Source organism: Vibrio crassostreae (assembly GCF_041439375.1).
GTDB classification, from domain to species: domain Bacteria; phylum Pseudomonadota; class Gammaproteobacteria; order Enterobacterales; family Vibrionaceae; genus Vibrio; species Vibrio crassostreae_D.
On record NZ_JBGONY010000022.1, the window covers coordinates 24,726 to 46,195 of the forward strand.

Annotated in this window: 16 protein-coding genes and 1 pseudogene; 8 read left to right on the forward strand and 9 right to left on the reverse strand. The window is 42.8% G+C overall.

Features of this window, described 5'->3' with window-relative positions; genetic code table 11:
• Positions 1–84: 84 nt before the first annotated feature.
• Positions 85–1,149 (reverse strand): lipase family protein, encoded by a 1,065-nt coding sequence (locus tag ACED45_RS11350; RefSeq protein WP_371714066.1) that lies wholly within the window; start codon positions 1,147–1,149, stop codon positions 85–87.
• A 113-nt stretch (positions 1,150–1,262) separates the two neighbouring features.
• Between ACED45_RS11350 and ACED45_RS11355 the strand changes: the two genes are divergently transcribed.
• Together ACED45_RS11355 and ACED45_RS11360 are read left to right on the forward strand one after the other, a co-directional pair.
• The gene (locus tag ACED45_RS11355; protein ID WP_371714067.1) at positions 1,263–1,967 is read left to right on the forward strand and encodes a hypothetical protein; all 705 of its coding nucleotides are present in this window, start codon (positions 1,263–1,265) and stop codon (positions 1,965–1,967) included.
• Between the two features lie 10 nt (positions 1,968–1,977).
• Positions 1,978–2,265: a hypothetical protein gene (locus ACED45_RS11360; RefSeq protein ID WP_017097606.1), complete on the forward strand. Its 288-nt coding sequence runs from the start codon at positions 1,978–1,980 to the stop codon at positions 2,263–2,265.
• Between the two features lie 420 nt (positions 2,266–2,685).
• Here the strand turns inward: ACED45_RS11360 and ACED45_RS11365 are convergent, their stop codons facing one another.
• The 5 genes from ACED45_RS11365 to ACED45_RS11385 all read right to left on the reverse strand — a co-directional run bounded on the left by ACED45_RS11365 (position 2,686) and on the right by ACED45_RS11385 (position 11,599).
• Positions 2,686–5,097: an AAA family ATPase gene (locus ACED45_RS11365; protein ID WP_371714068.1), complete on the reverse strand. Its 2,412-nt coding sequence runs from the start codon at positions 5,095–5,097 to the stop codon at positions 2,686–2,688.
• Entirely contained in the window at positions 5,084–5,641 is a 558-nt protein-coding gene (locus ACED45_RS11370; protein WP_371714069.1) for a hypothetical protein, read from the reverse strand. Before ACED45_RS11370 ends, ACED45_RS11365 begins: the two co-directional genes overlap by 14 nt.
• A gap of 6 nt (positions 5,642–5,647) precedes the next feature.
• The gene (locus ACED45_RS11375) at positions 5,648–6,157 is read right to left on the reverse strand and encodes a hypothetical protein (protein WP_371714070.1); all 510 of its coding nucleotides are present in this window, start codon (positions 6,155–6,157) and stop codon (positions 5,648–5,650) included.
• Positions 6,158–6,254: 97 nt separating this feature from the next.
• Positions 6,255–10,094 carry a hypothetical protein gene (locus ACED45_RS11380; protein WP_371714071.1) on the reverse strand — a complete coding sequence of 1,280 codons (3,840 nt, stop codon included), beginning with the start codon at positions 10,092–10,094 and terminating at the stop codon, positions 6,255–6,257.
• Positions 10,094–11,599, reverse strand: a complete 1,506-nt coding sequence (locus ACED45_RS11385) for a tyrosine-type recombinase/integrase (RefSeq protein WP_371714072.1) — start codon at positions 11,597–11,599, stop codon at positions 10,094–10,096. Before ACED45_RS11385 ends, ACED45_RS11380 begins: the two co-directional genes overlap by 1 nt.
• 114 nt (positions 11,600–11,713) lie before the next feature.
• Between ACED45_RS11385 and nrdD the strand changes: the two are divergent.
• A pseudogene (gene nrdD / locus ACED45_RS11390) lies at positions 11,714–12,982 on the forward strand (anaerobic ribonucleoside-triphosphate reductase); the annotation flags it as partial.
• 154 nt (positions 12,983–13,136) lie between these two features.
• Positions 13,137–13,607, forward strand: a complete 471-nt coding sequence (nrdG, locus tag ACED45_RS11395; protein ID WP_371714073.1) for an anaerobic ribonucleoside-triphosphate reductase-activating protein — start codon at positions 13,137–13,139, stop codon at positions 13,605–13,607.
• Between the two features lie 118 nt (positions 13,608–13,725).
• Here the strand turns inward: nrdG and ACED45_RS11400 are convergent, their stop codons facing one another.
• Complete coding sequence (locus tag ACED45_RS11400) at positions 13,726–15,111, reverse strand: MATE family efflux transporter (protein WP_371714074.1); 1,386 nt, start codon at positions 15,109–15,111, stop codon at positions 13,726–13,728.
• Between the two features lie 132 nt (positions 15,112–15,243).
• On the opposite strand from ACED45_RS11400, the gene ACED45_RS11405 reads away from it, so the two are divergent.
• The 4 genes from ACED45_RS11405 (at position 15,244) to ACED45_RS11420 (ending at position 20,112) form a co-directional block, all read left to right on the forward strand.
• Entirely contained in the window at positions 15,244–16,080 is an 837-nt protein-coding gene (locus ACED45_RS11405; protein ID WP_371714075.1) for an AraC family transcriptional regulator, read from the forward strand.
• Positions 16,081–16,297: 217 nt separating this feature from the next.
• Positions 16,298–17,482, forward strand: coding sequence for an amino acid aminotransferase (locus tag ACED45_RS11410; protein WP_213864950.1), 1,185 nt, complete (start codon positions 16,298–16,300; stop codon positions 17,480–17,482).
• Between the two features lie 11 nt (positions 17,483–17,493).
• On the forward strand, positions 17,494–18,180 hold the full coding sequence (locus tag ACED45_RS11415) for a putative ATP-dependent zinc protease (protein ID WP_057622204.1): 687 nt from the start codon (positions 17,494–17,496) through the stop codon (positions 18,178–18,180).
• A gap of 324 nt (positions 18,181–18,504) precedes the next feature.
• Positions 18,505–20,112 carry an ABC-F family ATPase gene (locus ACED45_RS11420; RefSeq protein WP_080967416.1) on the forward strand — a complete coding sequence of 536 codons (1,608 nt, stop codon included), beginning with the start codon at positions 18,505–18,507 and terminating at the stop codon, positions 20,110–20,112.
• Between the two features lie 160 nt (positions 20,113–20,272).
• Here the strand turns inward: ACED45_RS11420 and ACED45_RS11425 are convergent, their stop codons facing one another.
• Both ACED45_RS11425 and ACED45_RS11430 read right to left on the reverse strand, forming a co-directional pair.
• The gene (locus tag ACED45_RS11425; protein ID WP_019822713.1) at positions 20,273–20,797 is read right to left on the reverse strand and encodes a hypothetical protein; all 525 of its coding nucleotides are present in this window, start codon (positions 20,795–20,797) and stop codon (positions 20,273–20,275) included.
• A gap of 99 nt (positions 20,798–20,896) precedes the next feature.
• On the reverse strand, positions 20,897–21,274 hold the full coding sequence (locus tag ACED45_RS11430; protein WP_061016947.1) for a YgiW/YdeI family stress tolerance OB fold protein: 378 nt from the start codon (positions 21,272–21,274) through the stop codon (positions 20,897–20,899).
• Positions 21,275–21,470 lie beyond the last annotated feature (196 nt).

Below are 21,470 nucleotides of genomic sequence, written 5' to 3' on the forward strand. Positions count from 1 at the left end.
CTAAACACCTAATTCAAACTAATCTATGTAAAGGGAACATAGATTAGTTTGATGGAATCAAGGCCCACATTATACTTTAAAAGCTTAATTACGCTTTATGGCGACGATCTCTAGTTTTTTGCGGTAAATACTGATTGAATGATCAGAGAGAAACTTCTTGTATGGAAGTTTTCCTATTAAAAGGGCTTTTAGCCTGAACAAAAAAGAGACTGAGTAAAGTAGCTGAACATCTTCATATTCACCCTTCTTACAGTTTGTCAAGTAACGCATATTACCGCCGTGCATATATCCACAGAACTTTTCTAATAAGAACTCCTTTGCCTTGACTCCAACCCAAGGTATGAAACTAACCCCCGTACTAATAGCACCAATTGCTAGGCCATTAGGTGGTAGCATCGTCACAGAATCCGCAGCGTTGACAACTCGGTAAATCGGTGTCTTTATTGTAGAAATCCACTCTTTGTCCCCAACTCTTGGTGAACCGAATGTATAGCAGGCTGCTATGCCAAAATCGAATTTTAACCGTTTCGCGGCAATTGTTGCTAATGCGCCACCTAAACTATGACCTGTAATGAATAATGGTTTAGCCTCTGTCAGTTTACTCAGAGCAACACTAAGTTCTTCCTCAACCGATTCAAAAGCTTCATGAAAGCCTTCATGTACTTTTCCTGGGCTTTTACATTTGGTTATTGTAGCTTTGGCGTCTGATTTTATATCGTTAAGGCTCGTAGCTTCAGTTCCTCTAAAAGCCAAAACATAGGAGGTAGGGGTTTCTACCAATATTGCTTGGGTTCCTAGTTCAGTACTGAAGGTTTTTATTAGCTGAGTCTCATTAAGAGTATTTAACTCATTGACTAGTTTATTCTTTTCTTCGTCATGATCCCAGAGTAAACCTTCTATAGTAGATAATGCTTTAGACACATTTATGCTAGTAGATCCATCTGTGAGCCGTTTCAATGCTTCACTTAATCCTATCTTCTGCAATCTGCTTGGTAGTGCTGGATTAAAACGTATATACGCTAGCTCTGAAAAAGTAGCCATTAACCAAGCTGTTCTATCGCTGTATGCTTGGCGATAACTTGGTTGTGTTAAGCCTAATAACGTGGATTTTCGATCTGGTTCAACATTAACACTCTCTAATATAGACATATTCAACAATCTCCTTTGCAATCAAGTTCCTATATGGGTAACATTTAATCAGTCATTAAAGAGACTTTCAATTAATCAATTGAATTAATCACTCAATATATGGAAATGATTAGATGCGCACACTTTTATTAGTTCTGCTCGGAGTACTTGGTGGATGTTCACAAGTTCCAACTCAGTCTGTCGAGCTTTCTGCGACAGTTGGGCGTGACATAGAAAAAATGCACAAATCTCACGTTCAAACCATTAGTATTTTGTACTCACGAATGAGATATGATGTGAATGAGTTTATAGATAATGTCTATACACCCTATGCCATCCGAGAATCGATAAAAAAAGATCGTGCTAGGCTACAAAATGGTCATACCTCGTTTATACGGATGATCTCTAATGGGCTATCCACTGATGCAAGTTCAGAACAACAAGAACAGGCTATAGGTGCTATGGAAATTCTTGTAATAAATGTGACTAAGTCAGTAGATAGGCAGCGCAAGCAATTGCTCGATAATTTAAATGCACAAGAGAGAGAACTCTTGGCTTCTACTAATCGCTCTTACTTAGCTATTCATCAAGCTAACTCAATTGTTACGGGGCATTTGGCTTCAATAGCTCAAGTCCATGACGCTCAAAATGAGTTGTTGAGTGAGATTGGTATTGAGTCTGATGTTGGTGGGTATATTGCGACAAAGTTATCTAAAGCCTCTGATGAGATAGCTGAACTTTCAAAAAAAAGTGAGAAAGAATTGAATGGAATAGGTGGTGTTGAAGGTGCACGAGCAAAGCTTCAAGACTCAATCGATAAACTGAACTTCAAACAATAAGGTATTAAGTATGAGCAGCCTAGAAGATCTAGATAAATTACTCAGCGACGATTTTGAAACTATAGAGGCTACCTTCAATGGTAGGTATGGGGCGGAGTTAACCAAGCTATCTGGATTGTCAATCACAGAACTTAAAAATATACATACAGCAGTCAATATTGTGGAGTACGAAAAATTAAAAGCTGTTGTGCTCAGGGCATCCCAACAAAACCTTAGTCAGGCTGAATTGAAAGCACGTATACATGCTTTGGGCAAAGTTGCGGTCGAGATTGCAAAAATAGCGGATATTGCAGTCTAAATATAAAAACGCGTAACGGTGCGCCTTTGAAGTCGCTCAGGTTCAAAGAGAAGATGGATGAGCTAGGCATTATCTCATAGTATAACAGCCCCAAAGTCGGTGATGATAACCCATATGTCGAGTCGTTGTCCCGCACGCAAAGTGCATTGCGTGCTTGCCGAAAATGGGTTGAAGCCTCTGTTCGCTAGTACAGCAAACAAAATCATATCACGTTTATACAGAGTCAACGTGCGAACGCATGGCTCGCTGCAAAACAGCGAAATCCTGAACGATAGGCAAGCGCTCTAAGAAACTATGAAGCTGTTGGTGAGGTTCACTAAAACCCAAAAAGAAAATCTGCTTAATAAGCAAGCAAATAATGACAACTACCTTGAATAGCACCGTTAGCTTAAAAGCGCAGGAGTAATGGATACTTATTAGTCAAGCATCTAGAAAATGGCACTCTGGCTCAAGGTCAAATCCAGTGCAAATTTTTTTATAGGCTGGCTTATCGTTAATAGCTCTTTTAAGGGTATCCGTATCTCCGATAAAAATAGTAGCCGTTTTTGAACGTGTTAATGCCGTGTAAATCATGCTGTTCTCCATAAATGATGTGGAGGTCGAACTAGGTAGTAGAACGATAGTGTATGCAAACTCAGAGCCTTGGGCTTTATGAATTGTGATACCGTAACAATGTACTAACCCAGTATCAAAACATGCACCTTCATCAATATAGACTGTCTTTTCAGCAAACTGACAGACTAACTTCTTTTGTATGTTTTCACCTGCATCTTCTTGCTCGTAGACAATATCAGTGACAGTTGCCATATCACCGTTGTACAGGTCAAGAGATGCAAAGTTCTGAGTCACAATAACGCGCTCACCCTTGGCAAACCCCCACAGGGTATCAGAGCTACCACTGTATCGCTCGTTTGCTATAAAATGGCTGTTGATGGACACTGTCGATAATGGGTTATCAGCATTAGAGTAAGGTGTGATCACTTGCGATTTATCTAAGCCTAGTTGCTTAGATAATGAATAAGCGTTTTGGATAATTTGTGAGTCACTAATTTGCGAATAGTAGACGCCTGCCTGACCAGAAAAAGAACTCAGGTCTGTTAGCTCGGTTAAAGGATTGTTTGAAAACTCATGTGTTCTGTTGCACCACTCTGATTTTATTGAGTGACCCACAGTTCGCACCAATGTGGCAACTTCTCTGATTGGGTTGCCAGATCCTTGTCTGTGAACTCGCTTAAGCTCGCTGTAAGGTACTGTATCGGCATTTAAGGCACCAAGACTGACTGCGTGCTGCCAAACCACTCCAAACCCAACAGGGGCTATCTGAGCAATATCTCCGACCATTGAGACGCTATACCTGGAAGCGTGCTTATCGAGGAGTGACAAAAACTCTACCACAAGAGATAAATCAAGCATTGACGACTCATCAAAAACAATTAGTGGGTTATCGTTAAGCTGTATTGCCTCCTTGATGTCAGGGTTATTTAAGGTTCGTTCAATCTGTCGAATTAACCCCCTAACCGTATAGCTACAGACCTCATACTCGCTCTCTCCGAAAAGGTTTGTGTTTTGTTTTCGGATAACGCACATTCGTTCTAATTCATCATTAACTCTTTTCTTAGCGATGCCTGCTACTGCCACAAAATATGCAGGTCGGTCTAAACGGTTACATACGTACTTAACACATGCCATAGCTGTGCTTTTCCCTGTACCGCCTTCACCCTGCGCGATTGACAGGTCATTGGTCAGGGTATTGAAAGCGAGTTTTTTTTGTTCTTCGGTGAGGTTAAACCCGTTCATCCTTGATGAGTGTTCGTCAAATTCATTAATGAGAGAAAAGATGCGTTCACTAGGTAATTTACCTTCCCTAGAGGTGGCGATTTTTGAAGCCATTGATCTCTCGACTATACTCTCCAGATTTGCAAGCCCAACGCCCTGATAGTCACCTTTACTCGTTCTGCATATTGCTGTTAGTGAAAGACCCGTATCAATCGCAATATCAATCAAGCCCTCACCAATCAACGATGATAGGGCTACCCTAAACTTCTCCTCAGTGATAGCCGTATGGTTTTGCTTCAGTTCGCGATACACCACGCAATCAATAGCGCCAATCAACCGAATAGGGGAGTCGTCAGGAATACTAATTTCTCTCGTCTTTCTTAGTCGCTCAGCTACGCCCCATGCATTGTTAAAGCGGGTTCCCATGCGTATAGGAGCATAAGGGTTACTTGTTAACAAGCTCTTTGTGGAGCGACCTAACAGCCTGAATAGCCGATGTGCTGTGCGTTTGTCATAACCAGCCTGGTCGATGAATTCAATAGACTCAAACTCAGCATGTACGTTTTGGTATGCTGTTAAAAACGCCACGCCTCGCTCAATGCTGTTGAATGCATCAACGAGGGCAGCGAGGTTTCCGTTTTTTAACTCATTCAGAAATTGCCTTGCAGAGCCTACTCTTTTGATAGCCTTCATAATTCGAGACTTGCCACATCCTATACCTCGGAACTCTGGATGTCCGAGGAATAGCTTTTTAGTTAGAGTTGGCAGTTCATATTGTTTTAATGCTCGCTCGAAGAGCGTAAGCTCTCCCTCTACATCGAATGCGACCAATAATAATTTACCTGAGGTTGCATGATGTTGTGGGCGATAATTAATCAGCTCTTTTTGATTGGTACATGAAAATAGCCACACTTCTGCTTCGCTCGGTTCCTTATACGCGAAAGCTTTTTTGATATAAACAGACAATCGCTTGTTAGTATCGATGCAGTTACCATAAACTATGTATGCGTTCAGCAGAGGATGTACACTGGTAACTAATAATCTAAGTTCGGTCAAATGTTCGCCCCCCACTGAGGATAGAGTTTCTAACCTGCTCTGCATGACACCTCATATGGTCATCAACAGATTGTTTTGAGGCAGCCAATTTCAGTTCCAACTCATGTATCCTTGCATCCCGTTCAGAAACTTCTATTTTCAGCTTCTGTTCCAGTGTTTGAATTTGAGCGTTAAGCGTTACGATTAATTGACCTTGCTCGTTAATATCGCATTGCTGACTGGCAACTAGGTCATCTCGTTTTTTCTCAGTTATGGATCTTGGCTGAGAGTCCTCAATACCGATATTTTTCACATCTCTGGGAAGAGCATCCCTAATGACTGAGTTTTTGTACAGAGTTGCACGATCCTTGAACGCGCACCATCTAGCCAATTTACTGGCATTGATTCCTAGCTCGTTCGTGCCACGCTCATCTCGTGGAAATCTGATTCCCTTCTCCCGCATCTGGCGAATAACTTGTTTATAGCATTCGACGTATAGAGCAGATTTAGCAGTACCTCTCAGTTGTTTTTGTTCAGGGGTCAATCTGATAGGTTCGATATCCATAATAATTTAATCCCTGTGTGAGGTGGGTGTGGTGCGTGCCTGCCATGCTAGATATGGCTGTGTCTGCTCAGAATTGACAAGGGTTTCACCAAAATATTCAATTCGCCCATCTGGCATCAGGTCTAACCCTACATCCTCGTGATCAAGAATTCGAGCTAACGCTCGGCATAGCTTCTCGACATTAATGTCAGCTTGTCTGCTCTTAGTTGCATCTTGTAGCGTCAGTTGTGAGTTCGATGCATCAGAAATAGCAAGTTCTGCCTGTCTTAGTTCAATTTTCAGCTTTTTGATCTCGTTATTTAGAAGCCCAATCTTTGACCTATAGATAGCATCTTGATGTACCCAGTTTTTAGGCTGAGGTTGTGCTAGGGAACCAAGGCTATTCGTGCTAGGCGCGACTTTTATCAAAGCGGTCTCAAGGTATCCTCGGTAGTATCCACCCTTATCCTCACTTTTTAGAAGAGTTGAATAACCAATGCCTGTATCCCGCTCCAATTTTTTTGCAAGCTGATCCATATTAGAAATACCTGCCTTGAGACTAGGCGTTTCGATGTATGTATCTAGAGTTTTAATAACCAACTCTATGCGCCCCTTTAGGGATTGTGTCCTTTTGTTAACCATTAGATAAAGCCTTTGTTACGTTGCTTTGTAGCGGACTTCTCATTAGAGGTTGAGTGTTTGATAAATCACTCTCAATAACCTCCAGAATCTGAGCTTTGGTAATAATATCTGCGTCTAACATACTCATGATTGGGGACATAATATGTCGAGGGTCTAAGGAATCATTTACGAAACAGGCTTCAACATTTTTCATAACCTCATCACTAGCGTTCTTAGAATCGTTTAAGATTTTCTTCTCAATCCTGGCTACAGTTTTTTGGATTTCAGGGCTATTCAGTGAAGGCACGTCACTCATACTGGTCATATGGTTGAGTAACAACTCAGCCAAAGACATTTTGAATGTTTCGCATGATATTGATTCTTTGAGCAGGCGAGGGGCAGGTACAACAAACTTATTAGTATTCTTTTTGCCTAGCAGGCTGATCCGTGTTTGCTCAACAATCCTCAGAGCTGCCTGCCAACCGAGTAGCTCTGACTTTAGAACAGATTCGTTGCGTTTTAGTTGAGCAACTTCGATTTTATGTACAGTTTCGTCAGCGACTTTGTTTCGGTTTAGGTTAATGAGTGATGTTACATTAGTCTTCAAATCTAACTCTAGTCTCTGCACCATCCTTGATATAGAAATCAGGTTATCTACATGGCAGATCTTAATTCGACAAACGCCGCATCGTTGATAACCACCATTTTCAGCTATGATTTCTGAGGGGCATTCCATATTGTGAACACAGATATGAGTTGATGAAAAAGCGATCATGGATAAAGGAGTGGAGGCAACCAGATCCATACCAGTATCTTTAATGATTTCATCACCATCATCGTCAACAGTAACAATTGGAATCGATGTGAAACCGTACAGGCTCATCGTCTCTCTGGGGTTCTGCTTGAACGATTCCCGAACCTGCTCCTGTGAAACATCACTAGTGCACATAGGCATTATCTCATCCTTGTTTTTGTTACCGCGCACTACCATTAGGTTGGCTCTACGATACTCCCCGACCTTACGTGCTCGATCCTCTTCAGTTTCCCTGTTGTAATAGGCGGTTGTACTGATTTGCATGTGACCGATGTTTTTACTGACAGTTTCTATAGGTATATAACCAACCCTGTGGCTAACGTAGGTCGTTCGAGATGAGTGAGGAGTTAGTATCGCCAACAATTTCACACGATGCCCATCAGCATCAAATCCAAGAGTTCGATTTTTACCTGAAACCTTAGCTCGCGTGACGAATTCACTATCAGCAGTGATGGTTCTCTCTACTGTCTGTGCTGTCATCGAGTCTTTAGTGGATAGAGGCACCATTTTAACAAACTCACAGTTTTCCATCATATCAGTGAAGGAACTATTGATAACACCTTGAGAAATCGTAAGGAATATTTTCCAAATGTCGCTCCATACCAGTTCTGAAAATGCCTCTCCTGATGCGTTGCGAAAAAGGGCGTCTATCTCTCTCTCGTCATCATAAGGTACTAGGTGGTCAACATCTGTTCTCAAATTTTGAAATTCTCTTTCTGCTCTTAGCATTGCTATAACATCAATATGAGAACTAGCTTTCCATGGTTTGCGACGACTTTTATCAGTGCTTACCAATAGCTGAACAATACCGTCCTCATTTGCATCATCTACATATTTGTCGAAATGACGTTTGTCTAGGTAGCGGATATGTTTGTGTCGTATTCCTTGTTCAAGAGCTACAATAATGCCCCTGATTGGCCCAAGTAAAGGAGCGACTAACTGCGCCTTATCCGTATCTATGGTTCCATACTTAGTCATCGAGAACGGGTTCTCGATAATTTTCGAGGTTGCGTCCAGCCGCTTGTAGGAGTATTTCAGTTCGTGATCGACGTACCAAACTATTGGAGAAAAGCCTGCACAGTCTTGAGAGTAAACAGCTCTTCTTAGCGCTTTGTTATTGTTCTCCCCAACACGAAGAATGGCATTATAGTGCTCCAATGGCACTGCCCAATGGAAAACATTGGCTAAAGGCTTACTCTCTGCAATATCACCGCTTAAAGGGGAGTTATGTAATTGATATCTCAATATTCCAACAGGCGTAGTGATTTTAGCCCCCATTTCAATCAGCCTAAATGGGTTATCAGTATGGTATAAATTAACGGATCTGAAACCTAGCAGCTCAGGGGTATAACCTTCGAGAATTCGCTCTTGCAGGTATGACCCAAATTTTTCTAGGGCATAACCTACTTGTAGAGATACCGCGTATTCATCCCGTGTAAATACATTCTTCACTGACTCGCTCAGAGAACCGAGTTTGATACCGCGTTGCGACTTATGCCATGCATTAGTGAACTCCTTAGGTTGTAAGAGCTTACCAATGGAGCTTACGTGTTCGTTGTTAAAACGAAAGTTGGTTTCAATAGAGTTAATGGCTGCTTTAACCCATGTGGCAACTGAAACCGACTTGCGCAGTATAAATTCCCCCAATGTGCGTGGCCATTGGTCTGTATCGATGTCCTGGTTGGAAAATGACCGAATTACGAACGTCTCTCTATCCAATTCTCTTAGTGTCGTAGGTGTGGATATAGCTTCGTTTTCAGCCTGTTCTGGAAACATCGCGCACCAGCAGGATATGTACCCAAGGTACTGGTAGATTACGTTCCAACCCCACTTAGGGTTACTAGAAGAGCTTGCAGTCATTGAGCTGAGGTGCTTGTCCTTGTACACATCCCAATTAGTATGGTCAGGCTCATCAATCAAACCACGATTATAAAACTCCTGAGTTGATTGGTAATCATTGTCAGCGAAGAACTCAAAAAGTGCTTCTTCATCCTGTTCGTACATAACCTCTTCAAGGTTGAATTGTGTAGCTGTATTGAGTTGGAGCAGTTCAGATCTATAGGCATTGGTAATGGCATGAGTATGACCAGACAGACTCTCCCGTTTATGACAGCCCAATCTTGAGGCGGCTGTTCTGAACTCATTAAACGCAGCTTTTGCACCTTTGAATGGCATTGTGTTGTTCGACAATTCCTTTAGTGTGTGAGCGTCACAAGGCTTTTGGGAATCATACGTATCGTACAGACAGAATAGTCGTGTTAGGTCGTCGTAGGAACTTACAGTTACGTCTTTTGGTGAGTGTAGCGTGCTACAGTAGAGGATGCTTGCTAATTTGTCATAGCACTTTCCATCCTCTCGTTCCACCAATTTTACCTCCAACGAAGGAGCATTACCTATGTCATTAATTAGTTCCGTGAACTCAAGTCGCAGATTTTCACAGTATTCGTCAGACGCGCCAAACATAGGGGGGCGCGAACGATGGTTAGAAGATTTGAACTTACTAAACTCGTCAAACTTTTCGGAACTTAATTCCAAGTTGACAGTAATGGGGAGGACTACCAAGCTCTCCCTCCAAAGCTTAATAAGAATCAATCTGGAATATAGGATGACGGTTTGGTAGACACCTTTACTGATTTGCACAGGCTCAATTCCTATTGATAGGAATAATTTTTCTATTTGATTAACGAACTCTACTGCTCCGTGATAACCCTTATAGTCAGGTTTTCGTGCATGGGCTTTTCTGGTGGTGAAATTGGCAGCGCTGGCTGTAAGAGATGCAATACTCAACAATGTTTCTGTATCAGAGATGTTTGCTGCTATCTCACATATCACACAACGCACGTCAGCCTTACCTATGCTGAGATTGGAGCTGCGATTCAGGATATCCATCTCTGGAACACTAAATTTGTTTTCAACACCTACATTGGAAAAAAACTTTGACACCTGTTCCCCTAGTTGAAGGGCTATTTCCGCACAGCGTCTATCGGCTTTTTCTTTACCTGAAGGGTAGTAAGCGGAACTAGTAGTGTTGAATGTCATTATTGGTGTACCTCCAGTTTCAGTAGCATCTCATTGACTTTTGTTGCTTTTTCGAGCAATGCATGATGTTCCGCTAACAACTTAGCCTTTTGATCGTCGAGGTTAAGGCGTGTGATATCACGAGATAACTTGTGTTGGCGACCAAGTTCCTCAGAGTCGTCGCGTTTGTATTTTACGGTGCTGGTGTAGTTGACATGACCTATCAGTTTACTGACATCTGGCATATCATAACCAAATTTCAACTCTCCACCCTTAGTGAGGCGCGGGCATTCTTTATGTAGGTAGAAGACCAGAGCGTGACGAGCGAAATGTGGCCCGTGAAGCGAGTCCTTTGAAATTCCAATTGCCATTAAGCCTTTTTTAAAACGCTTGACGATATTGGAGTGGCTACGTTTTTTGTCGGCACGTTGAGTCAGAAGATACGGTCGTCCCCTGTTGATGTTTTTTTCATAGGTGAACAAAAAGTCGTGACTATAATCAGTGACCATGTTCACTAGCAGCTTATCTAGTGATTTCCAAAATATCTCTTCAGCTACACCAAACAGGTGTACCTCATTGTTCAAAGTATTACGGCCTTTCCATGCTGAACATAGCATTTGTTCTTCTGTGGTTAGACCTCGCTTAGAAATATCTTTGGTCAAGAATATTCTTCGTTGCGTGAAATCGATGTGTTTGAGCTGGAGCATCAATGCCTCACTGATACGCAACCCCCCTGCGAAAACTAGTGCGAATAGGGTGCGATCACGATCTGAAAGCGAATCCTGATTGAGAAATGCCTCTATTTGCTCCTGTGTGATTGCGATCTTATCTCTGACAGGGGAGTCTTCAGAGGGCAGGCGTGAAAATACCTGACTTGTTTCACCATGTATATTTTGTACACCTAGAATTCCACCCAGTGCTGTGTATTTCTGCCAAAATAGTTTTTGTGCCTGTGATATCTCGGTAGAGTTCCAAACCTGTTTGAATATTGGTTGGTACTCAGACTCTGACGGTGAGATTCCCATGGATCGAATGAGTCTGTCATGTACTGCTCTGCCATACCGCTCAGAGATATTGATATAGTGCTCGATCGCATTTAAATGCACATTAATTGAATTATTCCCAAGCTTAGGGCGATATCCGTCCATCAGTGCTCTTATCGTCTGAAGCTCATGAGAGGCGTTAATTGGAACTGTTTTTTGAATATATGCGGGATAGCTCGTGACCATCCTATATGCATGATGCAGATTCAAGGGGGTGTCTGTTCCCACTACTCCTGCTTCATGTAAATAGTCGATAAATTTAATCACATGATTTCGATACGTAGCTAGTGTGTTTGCACTCAGGTTTTGCTTTTTAGTGGTGGTCTCTGCTAGGCGAGCAATCTCCTCCTCATATGCACGAAACTCATCGACCTCGGAACCGTCACTAACCCTATATAGGTGATGAGTGGTGGTCTCGATTAAACAAGAGTCTACAAAAGACTTATGATGTTTAGTTTCGTATGTAAGATTCTTTAATTTCATGAGAGTGTATATAACCCTTAAAACTGTATGTATATAAAGTTAACCCACTGTAATTTAAAGATCAACAAAATGATTTCTGTATTAAATTCGTGAGAGCTATTTACTATAATACATAACGGTCAAACACCATTTGTGACGTTTGGTTTTGGTTTAGGCGAAAGCTGGGGTTCAAAACTTATCCAGCAATCTATCTTGAAAAACCGCATTGCAGGTTTGGGTAAGAACCGTAAGACAGCGGTATTCCCTAAACTGGTGTTTGCAATCAAAGATGGTTTGAACCACCAGAAGCAAGATCCGAACTACGACATCAAGCAATTAGCGCTAGAGTGTGCGTCTAAGCGTATGTACCCGGACATTCTAAACTACGACAAAGTAGTAGAAGTGACAGGGTCATTCAAAACACCGATGGGTTGCCGTAGCTTCTTGAATACTTACGAAGAAAACGGTGAGCTGATTCATGAAGGCCGTAACAACCTAGGTGTTGTGAGCTTGAACTTGCCACGTATCGCGATTAACGCAAAGCAAGATATGGCTAAGTTCTACGAACTGCTTGATGAAAAACTCAAGCTTGCTCGTCGTGCATTAGAAACTCGTATTTCTCGTCTAGAAAACGTGAAAGCACGTGTTGCTCCAATCCTATACATGGAAGGTGCGTGTGGTGTTCGCTTGAAAGCAGACGACTCTATTGCTGATATCTTCAAGAACGGCCGTGCATCTGTTTCTCTTGGTTACATTGGTATCCACGAAGCAATGACAGCGCTTTACGGCACTGACGTTCACTTGTACGACGATGGCGAAATGCGTGCTAAAGCGCTTGAGCTGGTGGAATACATGAAGCGTGAAGTGGAATCTTGGACAAAAGAGACAGGTTACGCATTCAGCCTATATGGCACACCAAGTGAAAACCTATGTAGCCGTTTCTGCAGCATCGATACCAAAGAGTTTGGTGTGATCGATGGTGTAACAGACCGCGGTTACTACACTAACAGCTTCCACTTAGATGTGCAGAAGAAAGTGAACCCATACGACAAGATCGATTTCGAGATGCCTTACCCTGAAATCTCTAGCGGTGGTTTCATTTGTTACGGTGAATTCCCTAACATGCAGAAGAACATCGAAGCGCTAGAAAACGTATGGGACTACAGCTACACACGCGTACCTTACTACGGCACCAACACGCCTATTGATGAGTGCTACGAGTGTGGTTACAACGGTGAGTTTGACTGTACAAGTAAGGGCTTTACGTGTCCTAAGTGTGGCAACCATGATTCTACGAAAGTATCGGTAACACGCCGTGTTTGCGGTTACCTTGGTAGCCCAGATGCACGACCATTTAACTTCGGTAAGCAAGAAGAAGTTAAACGTCGCGTGAAGCATCTTTAGTAACCACTAAGATCATTATCTAGCTTACTTAGAAGAGCTAGGTTTCAAGAAATAAGATTGGTATCGGTGTTGTGTCGATACCAATTCTTTCGTTTCAGCTGTGACAGCTCTTCACTTCAAACTATTAAGCAATAACGAGTTTCAATACTGCCTTATGAATTATCACCAATATCACCCAATCGACGTTGTAAATGGCCCAGGAACACGCTGCACTTTGTTTGTGTCGGGTTGTGTACACCAGTGTCGCGGGTGTTATAACCAATCGACGCAAAGGTTGGACTCTGGGTATTTGTTCACTCAAGAACTTCAAGACCACATTATTGCTGATCTCAATGATCCGCGAATCAAGCGTCGTGGTTTGTCGCTTTCTGGTGGTGATCCTCTGCATCCTGCAAACGTGTCTGAAGTGTTTAAGCTTGTTCAGCGTGTAAAAGCAGAATGTGAAGGTAAAGATATTTGGATGTGGACGGGTTACGAACTCGACGAACTCGATGAAAAGCAGAAGCAAGTATTGGAGTACGTTGATACCTTGATTGATGGTCGTTTTGAACAAGACAAAGCGGATCCGATGTTGGATTGGCGTGGCAGTTCAAACCAAATTATCCATCGATTTACTGATATATAACTGCTGTCGTGACTTTGCACACTCGTAAACGAAAAAGGGCGTCATGGTTAGCGCAATGCAACCAATCGGCCCTTGGGTGTGAGTTCTTTTCGTTTGGTTTATTCGCTCAAGCTCGCATTCAAGCTGTGACGTGATCCCGCTCTTCTATTAGGTTGTTGATCCATTTCTTAGAGTGAATTCGCTGGCTAGTTAAAGTGATCTTCGCTAGTTCCTCCAGTAACACAATCATCAGCACCCATTCTAAAGACCAGCCCAGTACTAAAGCGGTGAAATAGGCGAGGGGAATACCAATGGCCCACTGGCCAAATATGTCGATGAAGATGCTGTAGTTGATGTCTCCGCCGCTTTTTAACACGCCACCTATGCCAACCATGTTGAACACTCTCAATATCATCCCTGCGGCCATCACCAAAGCGACGTTGACCGCTGTATCTTTGAGTTCCAGATGCGTTAAATCGATTAATTGAACAATGGCTGGCTTGGCGATAAAGCACAGCACTGCCAATAGTGTCGCAAGTGCACAACTGACAAGTACATAGCCCCAAGCGGTATTTTCAACACGTTGATAATTCTTCGCACCAACCTCATTGCCTAGAATGATCGAAGCGGCAACAGCAAAGCCCAAGAAGGCAGAAATTAAGATGCTTTCCACTGGTGATAACAGTGAGATGATCGCAAGTTCACCAACGCCAATCTGACCTACAATGACGTTGTAAATCAGTATCCCACCAGCCCATGCCGTATCATGAACTAACATAGGAATGGCAATCTTGAAGTACTTCTTCCTGTGCTTGGGTAAGATTGCATCACGCCAACTCTCTATTGTAGGGAATAGATGCGCGTAATGTTTCCTCGCCATAATAAGCAACGCAATGGTCTGAAATAATCGAGAAACTGTGGTGCCTATCGCTGCGCCAACCACGCCGAGTTCTGGAAAACCAAATAGTCCGAAGATCAGCAGGGCATTGAGAATCGCATTAACGATGATTGCCCAAATACTTATCTTGGTGGGCAATTTGGCTTCACCGACAGATCGCAGCGCGCTTTCTAGCGGCACAACGATTGCCGTACCAATAAGGCTGGCTCCTGTTATCCAAAGGTAATCCGTTGCCAAGCGGACGTAATCAGGGTCTGAGGCCACCACAGACACGACTGATTCAGGAACCAGTGTATAAATCAAAACAAAAGGGATGATAGCAAAGATAGACAACGCCCAAGATTGCGACAAGACACGTCGAATGCCATTGAAATCACCCGATCCAAAATATTGCGAAGCTAGCACGCTGACTGCACCGCTAATTCCGGAAACCATGATTAAGTTAAAGAAGAAGATACGGTTGCCAACGCCAACTGCTGCGGTTGCCGCATCACCAAGCTGATTGACCATGAAAATATCGACCACGCCGAGCAATGAGAACAACATAGTTTGCAGTGAGACAGGTAAACCGATGTGTAACAGCTTGTGCCAAAATTCTTTGTCTAAATGACGATATGTCGAGAGCATCGCATTTCCCCTCTAGTGAATATGCGAGAAGTTTATCGGTATTTGTTTTAACTGTATTGTTCAGGTTCATCACAAACTTTTGCCAAACTATCCACTTTGGTAGTTCGGCAACATGAACGAGCTAGCAATGGTATGAGCGAGAAACAAGAACGGTACGAGATCTCTGAAAAGACCCATCAAGAGTTTGTCGATCAAAGCCATGTATTGGCATTCGAAGAACTGGGTATTGTTCAATGTGGGACAGCATCGTGTCGTGATTTCTTTTCTGTTTATCGAAAGAACCAACAAAAACACATGTTGTTGTATACCGTAAGAGGCAAAGGGTGGCTCGAAAGCGAAGGGGGTCGATACATTCTAGAGCCGGGGTCGTGTATTACTGTGCCTGCAGGCGTTGAGAACGGCTTTGGGATTGAAGAAGAGACATGGCAGATAGCTTGGATCTTTCTATCGCCTGATAAGCACTGGGGAAATGTCGTCAATGATGAGGTGAGTTATACGCTCTCTCCGGCAGCAGAAGTTGTTTCGTCTTGCATTCATACCTTGTTAAGAAGCATCGCGTTGCCCATTGATCTCGGTGGAGCGATTGCCATTCACAGCGTAGCCCAAATAGAATTCATGATTAATGCGCCAGTCCCGCAGCAGCAATCTAGAAATTTGATTCGATTAAGAAGAGTGTTCGATAACGTACAAAAGCAGCTGCATAAAGAGTGGAATGTACATGAGCTGGCAAACCTATTCCCGTGTTCAGAGCCGCATTTCCATCGCTTGTGCCAGCGCTATTACTCACACAGCCCAATGACTCATATCATGCGCATGAGAATGGAATACGCAGCACGTTTGTTGAAATCGAGTGATTGGTCGATTCAACATATCGGTGAGATAGTGGGATATCCCAATGCCGCTAACTTCAGTACCCGATTTAAGGCGTGGTCGGGAATGACACCAAGGCAATTCAAACAAAGTGCTTAATAGGGCACATGGGAACATAAGACACATAGAAATAAAGCGCTTTAAATTGTTAAATAGGTCATTAGGTGTATGAAATTTGCACTATTTATCCGTTTGAAATGACCAATCTCTGATTACTTATGGTAACTAAACGCTTCTATTAAAAAATGTTTCTGATTTGTCTACGATAATGTTAACGTGAAACTCATTACTTGAATTTCAAAGGGTTGTGACTTTCATGTTTTCACATCTACCAAAACCAACTTTAGATCCAATTCTATCTCTTTCTGTTGCTTACCGCGGCGATACTCGTACTGATAAAGTCGACTTAGGCATTGGCGTTTACAAAAACGACCAAGGCGAAACACCGATCATGAAAGCCGTTTCTATGGCTCAAGATATCGTTGTTGATACGCAGAAAACCAAAGCTTACGTTGGCCTAGCAGGCTGTGAAGAGTTTAACCAGAGCATGGTTGATCTGCTGCTTAAAGGGACTTCTGCAATGGATCGCGTTGCTGCGATTCAAACACCTGGTGCAAGTGGTGCACTTCGCATGTTGGGTGACTTAATGAAAGTTTCTCAACCAGACACCACAGTTTGGATTTCAAACCCAAGCTACGTTAACCACAAACCGGTGATGGAAGCGGCAGGCTTAAAAGTTCGATACTACAATTACTTCAGTCCTGAAACGAAGCAAGTTGATACTGCAAGAATGTTGGATGACCTTTCGAAAGCGGGTCCATCCGACGTGGTACTACTGCACGGTTGCTGCCATAACCCAACGGGTGCAGATATCGACTTTGAAGCGTGGCAGGAAATCACCAAATTATCTCAGAAGAATGGTTTCTTACCGTTCGTTGATATTGCCTACCAAGGTTTTGGTGATGGCCTAGAAGAAGATGCTAAAGGTCTTCAACACATGGCTAACAACGTCGAAGAGATGTTGATTACGACATCTTGCTCGAAGAACTTCGGTTTATACCGTGAAAGAACGGGTGCCGCTATCGTGATTGGCAAGAACAGCGAACACGTTGGTAATGCTAAAGGTAAGCTTCTTACGCTTGCTCGTTCAACTTATACAATGCCGCCAGATCATGGTGCCGCTTTGGTTAAAACAATTCTTCAGAATCAAGAGCTAACATCGATTTGGAAGCAAGAATTGAGTGAAATGCAGCAACGTTTGTTAAATCTGCGCCAAAGTTTATGTGATGAATTGCGAAATACTTATAACACGTCACAATTTGATTTCATTGAAAGCCATAAAGGCATGTTTAGTGTACTAGGCTTTAAAGAAACTCAAATGAATCAATTACGTGAAGAGTATGGAGTCTATGGTGTTGGTGATGGACGCATCAATATTGCAGGCCTTTCCGAATCTCATATTCCTTATGTAGCTAAAGCGATAGCCAACGTTTCAAAATAGAAGGTGACTGAATGTATAACTGGAAAGCGATTGTAGTTTTAATGCTAAGTGGTGGCCTGTTTGCTTGTTCGACGACGACTCAAGCTCCTGTCGAGCCAGAGCAAAAGCCTCAAGTAGAACAACCTGTTGTGGATGACTCTTCAAAGACTGACGCAACTGAAGGCGAGAAAGTAACGGAACCTACAGAGAAGCCTGAAGAAGTAAAACCAACTGAACCAGAAGTGAAACCAAAGCCTGAAGAAAAGCCAGCTCCAAAGCCGACTAAAACAAGCGATGGCAAACTGATTCTTGGTGAAGAAGAGTGGGTGTTTGTACCAGGTTTGAAAGAAGCGTTTAAAGCACGTGTCGATACAGGCGCAACAACCTCTTCAATCAGTGCGGTTGATATTGTTGATTTTGAACGTGACGGAAAAGACTGGGTTAAGTTCAAAATCGAACATGACGGCATCACTACGGAAGAGATCAGCTTACCGGTAGAGCGTTGGGTTAAGATCAAGCAGTCGAGCGCGGAAGGTACACAACGACGTGCTGTGGTTGTCGCTTCAATTCAAATCGGTGACCTGAAAGACAAAACTGAGTTTACTCTAGCGGACCGAACGCATCTTTCATTCCCACTTCTGTTGGGTAGAAGTTTCTTTAGAGATGTTGCGGTAGTAGATGTAAGCCAAAAATACGTTCAAAAGAAAATAACTAAATAACCGTTCTGCTAGTCATCAAAGCTTTTCGTTTGGAAGAGCTATAGTTTCAAAAGTGACGAGCTTAAAAGACTTTTAGTGTTGATAAATGAAATCCCTGCCGGTTCTGCTGGTGGGGATTTTTCTATTTACACCCCAATAACGTATGAAAAGCATCTAAATGGTCTATGTTTACTATTCGTTTACTGTTTAACCTCGACAACGTGATCGAGATCTCTATATAATCCGCGCTTCGATTTTTGTTTAATCCATACTTTCGTACTTCTTATTTAGGTTATTGAAATAGTCTAATAATTATCTGTCAGTACACGCTTAGGAATTAGTTCTTTGATATCTACCGCGAACATCACAATGCAATTTGGCGCAGAGCCGCTGTTTGAAAACATCTCTGCTAAATTTGGTAACGGCAACCGTTATGGTTTGATCGGCGCCAATGGTTGCGGCAAATCAACGTTCATGAAAATCCTAAGTGGCGCATTAACGCCAAGTTCGGGCAACGTTTCTATCACCCCAGGAGAAAAACTGGGTGTGCTTAGCCAAGATCAGTTCGCTTTCGAACAATACAGCGTTATCGACGTTGTAATCATGGGTGACAGAAAACTGTGGGAAGTAAAACAAGAACGTGACCGTATTTACTCTTTGCCAGAAATGAGCGAAGACGATGGTATGAAAGTCGCTGAACTTGAAAGCGAATTCGCTGAAATGGACGGCTACACAGCAGAAAGCCGTGCGGGTGACATCCTGATTCAAGCAGGTATCGAAGAAGAGTTCCACTTCGGTCTGATGCAGCAAGTTGCTCCAGGTTGGAAACTGCGTGTGCTATTGGCACAAGCGCTATTTGCAAACCCAGATATCTTGCTACTTGATGAACCAACCAACAACTTGGACATTCACACGATCAACTGGCTTGCTGAAGAGCTAAACCAACGTAAATGTACAATGATCATCATCTCGCACGATAGACACTTCCTGAACTCTGTGTGTACGCACATGGCGGACATCGATTACGGTGAACTGCGTATTTACCCAGGTAACTACGAGTACTTCCTAGAAGCATCTGGCTTGATTCGCGAACAACTTCTGGCAAGCAATGCTAAGAAAGCGGCTGAAATCAGCGAGCTTCAAGACTTCGTAAACCGTTTTGGTGCTAACGCATCTAAAGCGAAGCAAGCAAGTTCACGTGCTAAGAAAATGGACAAAATCACGCTTGATGAAGTGAAGTCATCGAGCCGTATGAGCCCATCAATTGATTTCGGTGAAGGCAAGAAACTGCACCGTCAAGCGCTTGAACTTCAAGAACTTGGTCACGGCTTCGATGGTGAAACACTGTTTGCTGGTGGTAATTTATTGCTTGAAGCGGGTACACGCCTTGCGGTTATCGGTGAGAACGGGGTAGGTAAAACAACGCTGCTACGTTGTCTAGTTCAAGAGCTAGAGCAGAACGAAGGTATCGTTAAATGGTCTGAAAATGCTTCTGTAGGTTACTGCCCACAAGACAGCACTAAGGATTTTGATAACGACCTGAGCATCTTTGATTGGATCTCACAATGGCGTACAGCGAAGCACGATGACCTAATGGTGCGCGGTATTCTTGGTCGTCTGTTGTTTACGGCTGACGATGCGAACAAGAAAGCTCGCAACTGTTCTGGTGGTGAGAAGAACCGTCTGTTATTCGGCAAGCTAATGATGCAAGACATCAACGTGCTTGTGATGGACGAACCAACCAACCACATGGACATGGAAGCTATCCAAGCCCTAAACGATGCACTTAAGGTTTACACTGGCACGCTTATCTTCGTGAGCCATGACCGTGAGTTTGTCTCTTCATTGGCAACACACATCATCGATGTGAAAGACCAACAGCTCGTGAGCTTCCAAGGCACTTACGAAGAGTACCTCGATCATCAGAAAAAGATGTTGATGGTTAACTTATAGAGTAAGTTGTTGTTAGTGTGTTGAACGACTAACGGCCAGCGAATCTAACAAAAAAAAGCCCCAAACATTAATATGTTCGGGGCTTTTTTGTTTGTTTGGCTATTTATTACTTAGTGACGAAACCCTAGCTTATTAATAAAACCTAGGTACGAAATCTGGCTTAGAAGCCGAATCTAGCCGACATTAGGATTTGGTGACCGTAAGTGCCGTTGTTTCGCATATCAAGGCCAACAGACAGTTGATCGGTTGAGTGGAAGCGAGCACCAATACCGACAATAGAACGAGTGTCATCATTGTCTATCAGTTGTCCAAGGCGTGCGTTAACTTCAACGTTTGCCATTAACCAAGCTCTTAAGCCAATATTGATTTCTGTTTTAATGTGGTTGTCATCATTACGTTCAATGTTGTGTAACAGCATTTGGCCAGTAACGTCAGCAAATTGACTGATTGGGCCGTTGAATCCCATACCTACTGCGGCATCCCAATCACTTTCAAACTCTGAATCGATACGAGCAACAAAGTGTGAGTTCTGAGTGAACATTGTTGTGACTTCACCACCGAAAGTACTTGGGCTAGTACCCATGCGCAGCTCGAATGTATTGTAGTTAAAGTTGTTTGCAGACGCAGAGAATGAACACAGTGCAGCGAGTCCTAAAAGGACAGTCTTATTCGTGCAACCTAGCATGGTGACTCCATATAAATTGTATTTTTCGGCAGTATAATACAAAAAAGCCTGCAATATGCAGGCCAATTATTTGAAGTCAGTATGTTTTATTATTATCGCTTATAGAACTTGGATATGATCTACTTCGATTTCAGGTGTCTTTCCGCCTTCATATTCGCCGAAGATACGAACCTTTGTATCTGCGGTTAGAGGTTGCGCAAGACGGATATCATCATCCAGTTCGATCTGAATTTCACTCTGCCCATCAGAGAAGACAAACGTATCATTCTTTAGTTGACGAACAATCTTGCCATCCACAATCGCTTCTTGCTCTGCGAACATGCTTGTGTCGGCAAGTAGTGTCGCAACAGAAACGGTTTCAATCGGTCCAGTGTAAGCAATAGAGCTTTCGTGCTTGTTGCTGTGGTGGTCACTAGCCATTGCGAAAGTAGGAGCAAGGATAATAGTAGATGCGATAGCTAATACAGTTTTTTTCATGGTGAATCCCTTAATGTTGTTTTTAGTAGAAACGTTAGTCTTAATTTGAAACTTTTCTTTTCGTTAGTACGTTTTATGCGTTAATGCGCCTGTTATCGTTCACAAGCTTCGTTTCGATGTAGCTATTAAACAACATTGGGGTTGAATCTAGCGTGAGTAACATATTCATTTTCCATTCATTTTATTGAGCATCTAC

What these genes read in the sequence shown, in the direction of transcription:
- ACED45_RS11350 (WP_371714066.1), bottom strand. Translation starts at nt 1,149, where the DNA reads ATGTCTATATTAGAGAGTGTTAATGTTGAACCAGATCGAAAATCCACG.
- ACED45_RS11355 (WP_371714067.1), top strand. Translation starts at nt 1,263, where the DNA reads ATGCGCACACTTTTATTAGTTCTGCTCGGAGTACTTGGTGGATGTTCA.
- ACED45_RS11360 (WP_017097606.1), top strand. Translation starts at nt 1,978, where the DNA reads ATGAGCAGCCTAGAAGATCTAGATAAATTACTCAGCGACGATTTTGAA.
- ACED45_RS11370 (WP_371714069.1), bottom strand. Translation starts at nt 5,641, where the DNA reads ATGGATATCGAACCTATCAGATTGACCCCTGAACAAAAACAACTGAGA.
- ACED45_RS11375 (WP_371714070.1), bottom strand. Translation starts at nt 6,157, where the DNA reads ATGGATCAGCTTGCAAAAAAATTGGAGCGGGATACAGGCATTGGTTAT.
- ACED45_RS11380 (WP_371714071.1), bottom strand. Translation starts at nt 10,094, where the DNA reads ATGACATTCAACACTACTAGTTCCGCTTACTACCCTTCAGGTAAAGAA.
- ACED45_RS11385 (WP_371714072.1), bottom strand. Translation starts at nt 11,599, where the DNA reads ATGAAATTAAAGAATCTTACATACGAAACTAAACATCATAAGTCTTTT.
- nrdG (WP_371714073.1), top strand. Translation starts at nt 13,137, where the DNA reads ATGAATTATCACCAATATCACCCAATCGACGTTGTAAATGGCCCAGGA.
- ACED45_RS11400 (WP_371714074.1), bottom strand. Translation starts at nt 15,111, where the DNA reads ATGCTCTCGACATATCGTCATTTAGACAAAGAATTTTGGCACAAGCTG.
- ACED45_RS11405 (WP_371714075.1), top strand. Translation starts at nt 15,244, where the DNA reads ATGAGCGAGAAACAAGAACGGTACGAGATCTCTGAAAAGACCCATCAA.
- ACED45_RS11410 (WP_213864950.1), top strand. Translation starts at nt 16,298, where the DNA reads ATGTTTTCACATCTACCAAAACCAACTTTAGATCCAATTCTATCTCTT.
- ACED45_RS11415 (WP_057622204.1), top strand. Translation starts at nt 17,494, where the DNA reads ATGTATAACTGGAAAGCGATTGTAGTTTTAATGCTAAGTGGTGGCCTG.
- ACED45_RS11425 (WP_019822713.1), bottom strand. Translation starts at nt 20,797, where the DNA reads ATGCTAGGTTGCACGAATAAGACTGTCCTTTTAGGACTCGCTGCACTG.
- ACED45_RS11430 (WP_061016947.1), bottom strand. Translation starts at nt 21,274, where the DNA reads ATGAAAAAAACTGTATTAGCTATCGCATCTACTATTATCCTTGCTCCT.